Raw genomic sequence first — 12,084 nt, forward strand, 5'->3', positions numbered from 1 at the left:
CGACTGTATGGAAACGGACAGAGCGACCCAATGAAACAAAGAAGTCTACCGTTCAGCAGCGTCTTGCCCCGACAAGCCGAGGAATCGGATGGTTTCATCGACCTCGACCGGCTCTTCTCGGTGGTGCTTCGCCGCGGCAGGACCGTCGGGCTTTTCGTTGCCCTGTTCGTCGTCCTCGGTGGCGTCTACCTGCTGTTTGCCACGCCGAACTATACGTCGATGACGCAGATCCTGCTCGACGAGAACCTCTCCAAATACGCCGAGGAAGAGGCGTCACCGCAAAACAGCCAATTGCTCGATACCCAGATTGCCAGTGCCGTGGAGATCCTGAAATCGGGCGAACTGGCTCTGCGTGTCGTCGACAAGATCAACCTTGCCGACAACGACACGATCCTCAATCCGCCGCGGTCCCCCTTTGGCGTCGTCAAGGATTGGACGAAGGCGATCACCGGCGTCTTTGGCGGCGGGCCCACGGTATCGGAAGAGGCAGCACGCAGTGGACGGCGGCAGAAGGCGGCTGCCCTCATCCAGCAGGGCCTTGCGGTCGAGCGCGTGTCGCGCAGCTCTGTCGTTGCCCTTTCCTACCGTTCGAGCGATCCGCAGCTGGCAGCCCAAGTGGTGCGCGCCTATGCGGACGCGTATCTGACCGACCAGTTGAACGCCAATTTCGAGGCGACCGAACGGGCATCAGTATGGCTGCAGGAGCGCCTTGCCGACCTCCGGCAGCGCTCGCAGGTCGCTTCGCTTGAGGTCGAACAATACCGCACCGACAACGGCCTGACCTCGGCGCGCGGCGAACTGATGTCCGAGCAGCAGCTCTCCGACCTCAACAGCCAGCTCATCATTGCCCAGGCCGACACCGCCACCGCTTCTGCCCGCTACAAGCAGTTTCAGGCGATCGTCGAACAGGGCCCGGAGAAGGCAGTCGACAACGCGACGATCTCTTCGAAGGACGGCGACAATTCGGTGATCCGTGACCTCAGGACCCGCTATCTCTCCGTCGGCAAGCGCGAGCAGGAGGTCACCCAGAGTTTTGGCGCCGATCATCCGCAGGCGGTTTCGCTGCGGGCAGAGAAGAACGACATCGGCCGCCAGATCTATCAGGAACTGCAGCAGCTGACGTCGAGCTACCGCAACGAATACGAAGTCGCCCGCTCGCGCGAAGCCTCGCTGCGCGAAAACATCGAGGGCACCACCGGCCGAAACTCCGACGCCAACCGATCGCTCGTGCACCTGCGCGAACTTGAACAGAAGTCTGCCGCACTGAAGACACTCTACGAGTCCTATCTCGGCCGCTACGAGCAGGCCGCACAGCAGCGCTCCTTCCCGATCGCCAAGGCACGGGTGATTTCCGAAGCCGGTGTCCCTGTTTCACCGTCCAGCCCGAAGAAGACGATGATCCTGGCGCTCTCGGCCGTACTCGGCATGATGGCCGGCGGCGCCTTTGCCGCATTTCAGGAATTCCGCGAGCGGACTTTCCGTCTCGAAGGCGATGTCCGCTCGATCCTCGGGCACCGGTCGCTTGGTTATGTGCCCCTGATCGGCCCGCGGCCGCCAACGGCAGCGGACCAGATGCGTGCTCGACTGATGAAGGACAAGGGACCAACCCAACCGACACCGGAACCGATTCCCTTCGAACGCGTCAGTCGCATCGTACTCGACGCGCCGCGCTCGTCCTTTACCGAGACCTTCCGCAACGCAAAGCTCGCCTGCGACCAGATGCTGCATGGCAACGCCTGCCGGGTCGTCGGCATCGTCTCGGCAGTTCCGGACGAAGGAAAATCGATCGTCGCCGCCAATTATGCGGCCCTTCTCGCCGCCAGCGGCAAGCGGACGCTGCTGATCGACGCGGATATCCGCAAGCCGGGCCTGAGCAAGATGATCACGCCTGCGCCGAAGACCGGGCTTGTCGAAGCGCTGACGGGAGAGACGTCCTGGCCGGCCGGCATCAAGATCGACCATCAGACGAAGCTTGCGATCTTCCCGGTCGGAGGTGAGGCCACCGACCACTACCCGCATGACAGCCACGAGCTGCTCGCCTCGCCGGCCATGGCGGAGCTGATCACGAATGCGCGCAAGTCCTTCGACTATGTGATCGTCGACCTTGCAGCACTCGCACCTGTCGTCGACGCCAAGGCGTTTTCGCCACTTGCCGACGGCTTCCTCTTCGTCGCCGAATGGGGCCGCACGCCGTCAAGGCTCGTGCGCGATCTGCTTCACGCCGAACCTGAGATCAACGCCAAAATCCTCGGCGTGATCCTCAACAAGACGGATATGCGCGAACTGGCTAAATACAGCGATTTCGGCGCCGCCGAACAGTATCGCCACCGCTTCGAAAAATACTACGTCGACAATGCCGCAACCCGGCGCGAAGCAGAACCGGTCTGAACCACGGGAGCCCAATTGACTTGGGCTCTCCGACATTACTCCTTCCAGAACAGCGGTGTCAGAACGACCAGAACGGTCAGGATCTCAAGACGTCCGAGCAGCATCATGATCGACAGGAGATAGAGCGCCGGATCGTGCAAGGTGGAGAAGTTTCCGGCTGGCCCGATGATCGGGCCGAGCCCGGCACCGACGTTTGAAAGAGCCGTGGCGATCGCCGACGCCGATGTCAGAAGATCGTAACCGAAGGCCCCCATGGCAAGGCTGCCGAAGGCCCAGATCATCATGTAGGCGGTGAAGAACAGGAAGACGGTGCGCTGGACATCAATATCGACCAGCGCCTTGCCATAGCGAACCGTATGGATCCCGTTCGGATAGATGAGCTTGTAGAGCCCGGCCCGGATGGAATTGAAGATGATGATGAAGCGATAGGCTTTCATGCCCCCGGCCGTCGAACCGGAACATCCGCCCATGAAGGTCGCCGCAAACGCAAGCGCAACGATGAAATCTCCCCACAGCATGTAGTCGTCGCTGGCAAAGCCCGTTGTCGACAGGATCGACGAAACAGTGAAGAAGCCGTGCGCCAAAGCCTCGTGAAAGGCTACGCCATTTTCCAGCCGCTGAAACAGGCTGGCAGCGATCGCAAGCACGGTCAGATAGGACAGGAACACGATGATCTGCGGATCCTTCAGCGTATCCAGTCGACCGCGGACGATGAAGAGGATCAAGACCGAAAACGGCAGGCTGCTCAGCGTCATGAAGAAGGTCGCCACCCACAGGATCGGCAGGCTGTTGAAGTAGCCAAGCGAGGCGTCATGGGTGGAAAAACCGCCTGTCGCAATCGTCGACATCGCGTGATTGATCGCATCGAAACGGTTCATCCCGAGATAGCCGTAAATGACCGCGCAAGTCACCGTCATGACGATATAGATCAGCACGAAGGCCCGGGTATAGGTGACGATGCGTGCAAACGGCTTCTCGGTGGTATCCGACGATTCCATCTTGAAGAAGGATAGGCCCCCCACGCGCAGATACGGCATGACGAACAGGCCGAGTGCCACGATCCCGATGCCGCCGAGCCAGTGAAGCAGCGAACGCCAGACGAGGATGCCCGGTGGCGCGTTGTCCAGGCCGGCAATCACAGTTGAACCCGTGGTGGTAATCCCGGACACCGATTCGAACAGCGCCTCGGCAAAATCGAGATTGACCGAGGACAGCCAGAAGGGAACGGCACCGACAATGGAGACGACGAGCCACAGCAGGTTGACGAGCAGAAAGCCCATCTTTCGGTTGAAGGGCGGCGGTCCGCCTTGCGTTGCCGCAACGGTGACCAGCGAAAGGCTACCCATCAGGCACGCCGAGAGAGCGAAGACCTTCCAGTCGGGATGGCCGAAATACAGATCAACCAGCGCGGGGATGAGCATGGTGAGCGAAAGATAGAGCCCGACCTTTGCGGCAATGTTGATGGCGGACTGGTAAATGGTCGCGTTCAACGGTCAATCGCCTCGGTCTTGGCTGTCCCCATGCCCGCTCGCGCTGCGCGAGTCGCTGTCACCTGCCATCATCATCGGCATTACCGGGCAGCGTCGACAAACGCAAGTTCGACATCACGCGGCGCCAATGCTGGCAAGTGTTGCACCGTCCCGACAATCGCTGTGGATCGGACGCGTGATCACGTGATCGTGGTGCGACACGTCATCACCTTGACTCATTTCCGCGTGTAAAGCCTCATTGAACAGACGCACTCGCAATCCTGAGCAAAAAATGACCCCCGCACGATTTACCCAATGCCTGCTTGCCCTTCGCTGGACACCGATCAATCTCGCGAGCGCTCTCCATTGCAATCTGGCGTGGATCGAGGCGATGGAAACGGGCGACGAAAAGGTGCCGGCAGAACTGGCGACCTGGCTCGAGGCTTTGGCAACCGCGCATGAAACTCTCGGTATCCCGGTCGCCTATCGCGGCAAGGGGCTGGAGCCGGCGACGAGCCGCGTTGCGCGTCGCTAGCTAGCAATCGTTGGCATTGTGTTTGGCTGCAGCGGACAACATCGGCGCTAAGCTTGTGCGTTCGGCGATGGACATGCGCGCTCGTTCAGCGCTCACCGCCAACAACTCAGACTCTTAGGCGCGTCCCATGGCGCGAATGCAGGCGGCAGCGGTATTGCGTGCCTGCAATGCTACCCGACGTCCTCGTCCTGCTGTCAGGAGCCCATTCAACATCCTGTCAGAGCCAGGCAATGTCCCATAAGCGGCGGGGCAGTGACAACGGCACCTCTATGCGTTCGGGATCAACCTAGCAAAACAGCAGGAGGAATTCAGGTTTAGCGCCTCACCGGCCAATCTATCTTAGCCCATTGCCTGCACGGCTTCGACCGCCTCCATGCCACCCACTTTATCCGCGTAGGCCACCCACACATTTCGTGCGCCCGCGATCCACTGGTCGCGGTCCTCGGCGGCGTTGAAGCGCGCACCCGCTGCTTTCGCGGCAGCCATCGACGCAACCTCATCGGCAACGATCAACTCGTTGAAATACCGCGCGCCCTCGATAGCCGCATTTCGAAACACATCCTGCTCCTCCGCGGAGAGGCCCTTCCAAAAGCCCTTGGCGAAAACGAGCGCACCCGATGCCCAGATGTGGCCTGTCTCGATCACCTCGGGCACGACCTCGTAGAGCTTGAAACCGGCATAGGCGGATTTCGTCAGGTCCATGGCATCGACGACGCCGGTCGCCAGCGCATTATAGGTCTCCGTGATCGGCAGACCGACAGGGACGGCGCCAAAGCTCTGCCATAGCGTCGCATGAAGCGGGCTCTGAATGACACGCAGCCTTTTGCCGGCGACATCCGCTGGACGTGTCAGTGGCTCCTTGGCGAGCAGGTGGCGGGCACCGTAGTTGACATAGTCTCCAACGATGAACCCTTCCTCTTCCAGTTTCGCCTTCAAGCCCTCACCTGTTTTGGACGCGACCGTGGCGCGGACATGCTCGGCATCGCGGAAAAGAAAAGGCATGTCGAAGAGCTGGCTCTCCGGCGCCCAGGCAGACAGGGCCGAAAGGGTGGAGAGGCTCCCCTGAATTGCGCCAAGCCTCAGACCTTCGTTGACGTCTTTCTCGCTGCCAAGTGCTGCATTGGGGACGATGTTGAAGGCAAATCGCCCGGGGAGCGCGGCCGCGACGAGATCGCGGATCTTCAGCCAGACCTTCGTCTCCGGCTTGTTCTCACCCAGCAGCGAGGCGATGAGTACTGGGCGGGCGGCCACGGCCCGGCCCGTCAAAGCCGGAGCGGCAAGGGCTGTCGTGCCGGTGGCAAGCAGGCTCAGATTGAATGCGCGGCGATTGAGGCGAAGCATTTCCATTCCCTCCCTAAGGGTTCAAAAGCAGGCAACGAGTGCGGCGGAAAAACTGAGAAGTGCCAGTGCCGACAAGAGCGCGAGCAGATAGGGCCGCGAAGCGGCAAACAACGCCACAACGGGAACGCCGGACGCGTTGCCGACCGTTTGCACGAGGATGCCGACGGGTGGCGTCAAACCGCCGATCATCAAGTTGACGACCAGGATCACGCCAAAATGTATGGGGTCGATACCGGCCGAGACGGCGACTGGCAGCGTCAACGGCGCAAACAACAGGATTGCCGCACCAATATCGAGGAAAAGACCGACGCCAAGCAGCAACAGGTTGAGCGCAGCGATCACGAGGAACGGATTGGACCCGAGCCAACTTGCCGCAGACGAGGCCTGGGCCGCCAGGCCATCGACCGCGATGAGGAATGCGAAGGGTGCTGCCGAACCAATCAACAGCAGGATCGCCGCGGTTTCACGCGCCGAATGCCGGAAGGCGGTGCCAACCTCTTGGGCAGTCGTCCGCTTAAAGACGGCTGCAATCAAGGTATAGGCCGCCGCAAGGGCAGCAGCCTCCGTCGGGGACACCATGCCGGCGCGAATGCCGGCGACGACAATGATACCGAGGCCGAAGGCGGGCAGAGCTCTCACGCCGGATCTGCGGCACTCTCCCACCGATGCCCTGTCTGCGCCCGCTGCCGTCGCGCCCGTCAGATGGATTGCAACTGCAAGCGTTGCGGCCATCACCAGGCCTGCGACAAATCCACCGGCGAGGAGCTTGCCGGTCGAAAGGTCCGCGGCTGCAGCAAGGATCAGAAAGGCAATCGATGGTGGGATGATATTGTCGAGCACGGAGACGGCGGCAATCAACGCACCGGCCCGCTCGGGAGGTGTCCCGCGCGCCGTCAACTGCGGCATGAAAGCGGCGGTACCGAACGCCGCATTGGCGATTGACGACCCCGAGGCTCCGGAAAAGAGCACGCCGGTCAAAAGCACCGTTTGTCCGAGCCCGGCGCGACGGTGGCCAACGAGCGCTGCGGCAAAGCGAACCAGGTCACCGGCGATGCCGGAGGCTGTCAAAAGCGCACCTGCGAGCAGGAAGAATGGGATGGCAGTCAGTAGATAACGCGACAGGCCGGACAATGTGGCCGCAGCCATCGCCTCCTCCGGCATTGGCGCACCGAAGGCCACGACGACATAGGCCGCAGCGATGAAGGCATGGGGAAGCGGCGTTCCAGCCAAAATGGCCGCAAGCGCAAGACAGCAGAGCATGAGGCTGGGTGACACCAAGTTTAAGACCTGCGCTGCGCCAACAGCCCAATGCAATCCGATCGCAATGGCCAGCATCAAACCAAACGCGGCAATGCGCTTTTCTGCCAGGTGGCTAAGCACAATCGCCACAATCGCCACGACCGCGCCGGCACTCAACATGGCAGGCCGTAACCCTTCAGACAGACCGAGCGATGGCGAAACACCGCCAAGATCCAGCGCCGCGTGGCCGCTGCCGGATATCAGCACGATGCAGGCAAGCAGGGTAATGGCGCCCGAGAACAATCTGCGCAGGTCGCAGGCGGCAAGCCATCCGGTTCCAGGCAACGTTTGGTCTTTGCTTTCCGCAACGATCTCGGGCAAGCCGCGCGCGGTTGGTCCGTGATCATAGCCATCACCAGGTGCCGATCGCCTCTCGAACAAATCGATCCGCAATGCCCCAGCGGTCGAGGCTAGTGGCAGCCCGATCGAAACAAGCCCGACCAACAGCCAACTCGCCGCTTCTTCGATGCCGGTGAAGCCACTTGCCGCCAGATATCGAAGAGCAACCGAAAGCGTCACTGTCGCGAGCAGAGCAGCAAGCACCAGTGCGCCTGCAAGCTCCAGCGTGCGCTCCAACCACCGCGACAACGATTGCGCCACGCTAGCGAGCATCAGGCTGCCACCAGCGATGGAAGTGATGGACCGGTCCCCGGCCCTGCCCGACCTTCAGATTGCCGGCGGCGACGATGGCGCGGTGCAGATAGTCCTTCGCGGCAGCAACTGCATCGACCAGTGTGAGGCCGCGCGCGAGACCCGCGGCGATCGCTGCAGACAGCGTGCATCCGGTGCCATGATCATTCGTGGTTTCGATGCGCGGCGCCGTCAATCGGATGGGCTCTCCGCCGTCGTAGAAGATGTCGGTTGCCTCGGCCCCGTGCCCATGGCCGCCCTTCATCAAAACAGAATGCGCACCGGCTTTCAGAAGGAGGTCCGCCTGACGGGCCATCTCTGCCTCATCCGTCGCGATCGCACGGCCGGTGAGCAAGGCCGCCTCCGGTAGATTGGGAGTGGCAACCAGCGCCAGTGGCAGAAGCTCTTCTCTCAGCGTGGCAATGGCGTCCGGACGAAGCAAAGCATCGCCGGATGTGGCGACCATAACGGGGTCGAGCACCGCCATCTTGCCGTAACGGCGAAGCCCGTCGGCGATGATTGCAATCGTTTCCTCTCGGGACACCATGCCGATCTTCACGGCGCCGACAGCGAGATCCGAAAACACTGCATCGATCTGCCCCTGAACCATCACCGGCGAGATATCCTCGACGGCGGTCACGCCGCGGGTGTTCTGCGCCGTGATCGCTGTGATGACGCTTGCGCCATAGACACCCAGGGCGGAGAAGGCCTTCAGGTCGGCCTGGATACCTGCCCCGCCGCCGGAATCCGAGCCTGCAATGGTAACAGCGATGGCGGTCATCGTGCGGCCTCCTTCAATGCCCGATCAACGCAGGCACGCAATTCGCGTGTGGCTGCTGCCGGGTCCGCCTCGGAGAAAATTGCGGAAATGACCGCAACGCCGTCAGCTCCTGCGCCAACGACCTCGCTTGCGCGCTGCGCATCGATGCCGGCGATAGCCCCGACTGGGAGCTGCGGCTTGGCGGCGAGAAGCATCGCGCGAAGTCTGGCGAAACCTTCAACCCCGACCGGCCGGTCGGGGTTGTGCTTCGACAGCGTCGCGTAGACGCCGCCGATGCAGGCATAGCCGATCGGCGAGGCAATCGCGACCTGCGCATCCGCATCGTTCTTGACCGTCAGGCCGATGATCGCGGCCTCACCCAGGATCGAGCGAGCCGCCACCGCATCCATATCGTCCCGGCCGAGGTGCACACCATCCGCGCCCGCCGCCAACGCCACATCGACACGATCATTGACGACGAAAGGCACGCCGGTGCCGGCAAGCGCTGCGCCGATTGCCCGCGCCTGTTCGATCATCGCACGGGTGGCGTTCGTCTTGTCACGATACTGGATCAGCGTAGCGCCATTGCGCGCAGCAATGCGCGCCAGATCAGCCAAGTTCGCCGTGTCGGCAAGGCGCGCGTCGACGATGGCATTCAGGCGGTAATCAACCTTGGGCATGGGAGATCCTGGCGTTGGCGATAATATCCTCAGGGCGGAGCGATGCGAGCGCATCGCGGAATGCGACCTCGAAGGTCCCGGGGCCACTCGATCTCCGTGCGGCGATCTCAGCAGCGACGCCGCTGGTCAAAAGCGCACCCGTGGCCGCCTTCAGGCGATCCGGCTCGACGGCCATGAAGGCCGCGATCAAGGCACCCGAGAGGCACCCGGTGCCCGTGACTTGCGCCATGAGTGGGTGGCCGTTCTCAACCCGGGTCGCAAGTCGACCCAGCGTGAGTTCGTCGACGGGTCCTGTCTTGATTTTCAAGACGCCGTTGGCCTCACCGATGATATCCATCTCGCTTGCGTTACCGCGAACAACGGAAGGCCCGGATGCCAGGAGCTCCCTGGCAAAGGCGAGCCGTGATGGCGAATAGTCGCAATGCACGGGATCGACGATCCACGGCTTGCGGGCGTCGTGCGCAACGGCGGTCGCCAGGCGGATCGCGGTGCGGCGCTCCTCGCTCAGCGTCCCCAGATTGACGACGAGTGCATCCGCGCGTCTGGCGAAGGCCTCGACCTCTTCTGTTGATGAAGTCATGGAAGGGATCGCGCCAAGCGCCGCGAGCCCATCGGCCACGAACTTCTGCACCACTGTATTCATCAGGCAATGCAAACGCGGCCGTCGCCGCCGGACAAGAGCCAGCGATGCAGCAGCATTTTCAATGAAACCTGTATCGCCCGTCATCGGATTTCCACCGCGATATCGCCAATATCGGGCGCCTTGCCGATTAGCCCGCTTTCGGCGAGAAAAGCGCCAAACCGCTCATAGCGAACGCGATCGAGCGCGGCCGGCCTTTTGGCGAAGCGCGGCAGCGTGTCCGTGAATGCACTGCGATTGAGCTCGTCATCGAGATTTGGATAGGCCTTGATGAACAGCTTCCAGGCTTCGTATGGATGATTGGTGAGGAAGATTGCCCCCTGTTCCACCGCCGCGAGGAAAGGCCGCAGACGCTTGTCCGCAATCTTTGCCTTGTCGGTGACGAAGACGAGCTCGTCATAGACTGGTACGCCATGTTCCTCGGGAAAAAAGGATCGGCCCTCATGGCCCTCGAGACGCATCTGCGTCAGCTCGAAATTCCTGAAGCCGCCGATCGTTGCATCGACCTTGCCGGCGATCAGCGACGGAGAGAGCGCAAAGTTGACGTTGATTAGTTCGACGTCTTCCTTCTTTAGGCCCGCAGAGGCGAGCATCCGACCGAGCATCGCATCCTCGAATCCGGAAACCGAGAAGCCAATCTTCTTGCCTTTAAGGTCAGCCAAACTGCGGATCGGCCCGTCATCGAGGACGGTGACGGTGTTGAGCGGTGTTTCGACCAGGGTGCCGATGCGAACGAGCGGCAAACCGGCGGCATGATCGAGATAGAGGTTCGGCTGATAATGCACGCCGATATCTGCCTGCCCCGCCGCCACGAGCCGCGGCACGCTGGAAGGATCGGCCGGCGGGACCAACTCGACGTCGAGCCCTGCCTTTTCGAACAGGCCGAGCTGTTTTGCGACAACGATCGGCGCGTGGTCCGGATTGACGAACCACTCGAGCATCACGGTCAGCTTTTCGGCGGCAGCCGCCGAGCCGGCTGAAAAGACGACACCGACAGCTAGGCTGGCAGAGAGCAGAATTTTGCGGATCATGACTAGATGAACACTCCCAATTGATTTCCGGAATTCAGGTTTCTCGCTCCCAGTGCGCGAGTGGACGGGTTGCCTCATCGACGAGAAGCCTGAGGCCGACAGCGAGGACAGCAAGGATGGCCATGGCTGCGAAGACGACATCGGTCTGCATGCGCGCATTGGCCTGGACGATCACGAAGCCAAGGCCGGCCGCGGCGCCAACCCATTCGCCGACGACGGCACCGAGCGGCGCCAGGGGCGCCGCAACGCGCAGACCAGACGCCAGCCCCGGCAGGGCCAACGGCACCCGCACAAGCCTGAGCGCCTGCCAGTGACTTGCCTTGGTCAGCGCGACGGCATCGAGAATCTGCGTATCGGTGCGGCGCAGGCCATCAGAGAAGGCGGAAACGACAGGAAAGAAGGTGACGATCGTCGCCATCACGATCTTCGACACCATGCCGAATCCGAACCACAGAACCAGCAATGGCGCGATGACGAAGACGGGAAAGGCTTGCAGCACTAGCACGAGCGGCCAGACGAGCTTTCCGAGCCTCGGAAAAGCTGCAATGCCGATTGCCGTGGCAACGCCGAAGGCCGTCCCGACCGCGAGACCGGCCAGCATCTCCGCGATTGTCACCAGGCTCTGCTCAAGCAGAAATGCAGGCTGTCGCGCAAACACGGCCAGCACCTCACGCGGCGTCGGCAGCAGGTAGCGCGGCGGCGCGAACACAACCACCGCCACCTGCCAGAGAATGACCAGCACAACGAGGCTGCGAGCAAATGGTAACACCAGTCGCATCGCCGGTCAGCCGACGCGCCAACCCGGACGAAATGCACCCCCGCCGTTCGGCGGCAACTTGGCAAAAGACAGCATCGAACGATCTCCAGACAAACATCACGGAGACCCAGGTGAAAGCGAAGACGCGATTAGTGTGCCGAAAGCGGCTCTTTTCCCGTTCCTACGCCGGCATGACCCGGATCAGGTTCAAGGGTCCGGCTCACCGCCATCTCAGCACTGTGAAGTGCTCCCCTCGGAATATGCCCAGTGTATGAGAGAGATTTAGACGGCTGTCAACAACATGAGACCGACGAAATGGAGTAGACGCCGGGAGTCCATCCCTTCGTGCGATGTGCTGGTTTTTATGCGGTAGAGTCCAGCTTCAGGAAGCACCTCCGCCTGATGTGTTGTCTCTGAACCCGTCAGATCCTTAGTGTTCGGTGGAAGATCCGGTCTTAAGAATTGTTGGATCTGCCTCCGGGATAGTTAAACCTAGAGTCGACCTTACATGACGGGATAGGTTTGCCAGACAAATTAGTGCGGCGGATTTTTAG

General features: G+C 61.6%; 10 protein-coding genes and 1 riboswitch. Of the genes, 2 read left to right on the top strand and 8 right to left on the bottom strand.

The window, feature by feature from the left end; all coding sequences use genetic code 11:
- The first annotated feature begins 30 nt into the window (after window positions 1-30).
- Window positions 31-2,388 (top strand): Wzz/FepE/Etk N-terminal domain-containing protein, encoded by a 2,358-nt coding sequence (locus AC1Q80_RS14995; protein WP_492360918.1) that lies wholly within the window; start codon window positions 31-33, stop codon window positions 2,386-2,388.
- Window positions 2,389-2,423: 35 nt separating this feature from the next.
- Here the strand turns inward: AC1Q80_RS14995 and AC1Q80_RS15000 are convergent, their stop codons facing one another.
- A complete protein-coding gene (locus AC1Q80_RS15000) occupies window positions 2,424-3,878 on the bottom strand; it encodes a TrkH family potassium uptake protein (RefSeq protein WP_492360919.1) in 1,455 nt (484 codons plus the stop codon).
- A 271-nt stretch (window positions 3,879-4,149) separates the two neighbouring features.
- Between AC1Q80_RS15000 and AC1Q80_RS15005 the strand changes: the two genes are divergently transcribed.
- Window positions 4,150-4,392 carry a hypothetical protein gene (locus tag AC1Q80_RS15005; protein ID WP_173422181.1) on the top strand — a complete coding sequence of 81 codons (243 nt, stop codon included), beginning with the start codon at window positions 4,150-4,152 and terminating at the stop codon, window positions 4,390-4,392.
- A 339-nt stretch (window positions 4,393-4,731) separates the two neighbouring features.
- Here AC1Q80_RS15005 and AC1Q80_RS15010 read toward each other — a convergent pair whose 3' ends face one another.
- From AC1Q80_RS15010 to AC1Q80_RS15040, 7 genes are read right to left on the bottom strand one after another with little or no spacing between them, the layout of a single operon-like run.
- Window positions 4,732-5,733 (bottom strand): TRAP transporter substrate-binding protein, encoded by a 1,002-nt coding sequence (locus tag AC1Q80_RS15010; protein WP_492360920.1) that lies wholly within the window; start codon window positions 5,731-5,733, stop codon window positions 4,732-4,734.
- Between the two features lie 21 nt (window positions 5,734-5,754).
- Window positions 5,755-7,644 (bottom strand): TRAP transporter large permease, encoded by a 1,890-nt coding sequence (locus AC1Q80_RS15015; RefSeq protein ID WP_492360921.1) that lies wholly within the window; start codon window positions 7,642-7,644, stop codon window positions 5,755-5,757.
- The gene (thiD, locus tag AC1Q80_RS15020) at window positions 7,634-8,443 is read right to left on the bottom strand and encodes a bifunctional hydroxymethylpyrimidine kinase/phosphomethylpyrimidine kinase (protein ID WP_492360922.1); all 810 of its coding nucleotides are present in this window, start codon (window positions 8,441-8,443) and stop codon (window positions 7,634-7,636) included. The genes AC1Q80_RS15015 and thiD overlap by 11 nt, the downstream gene beginning before the upstream one ends.
- Window positions 8,440-9,102, bottom strand: coding sequence for a thiamine phosphate synthase (gene thiE / locus AC1Q80_RS15025; RefSeq protein ID WP_492360923.1), 663 nt, complete (start codon window positions 9,100-9,102; stop codon window positions 8,440-8,442). The genes thiD and thiE overlap by 4 nt, the downstream gene beginning before the upstream one ends.
- Window positions 9,089-9,829 (bottom strand): hydroxyethylthiazole kinase, encoded by a 741-nt coding sequence (locus tag AC1Q80_RS15030; RefSeq protein WP_492360924.1) that lies wholly within the window; start codon window positions 9,827-9,829, stop codon window positions 9,089-9,091. Before AC1Q80_RS15030 ends, thiE begins: the two co-directional genes overlap by 14 nt.
- Window positions 9,826-10,770 carry an ABC transporter substrate-binding protein gene (locus tag AC1Q80_RS15035; protein WP_492361080.1) on the bottom strand — a complete coding sequence of 315 codons (945 nt, stop codon included), beginning with the start codon at window positions 10,768-10,770 and terminating at the stop codon, window positions 9,826-9,828. The genes AC1Q80_RS15030 and AC1Q80_RS15035 overlap by 4 nt, the downstream gene beginning before the upstream one ends.
- Window positions 10,771-10,807: 37 nt before the next feature.
- A complete protein-coding gene (locus AC1Q80_RS15040) occupies window positions 10,808-11,551 on the bottom strand; it encodes an ABC transporter permease (protein WP_492360925.1) in 744 nt (247 codons plus the stop codon).
- Between the two features lie 140 nt (window positions 11,552-11,691).
- Window positions 11,692-11,794, bottom strand: a riboswitch (TPP riboswitch).
- Window positions 11,795-12,084: the final 290 nt, after the last annotated feature.

The sequence above is a fragment of the Ensifer sp. GW823-FHT05D09 genome, assembly GCF_058795755.1.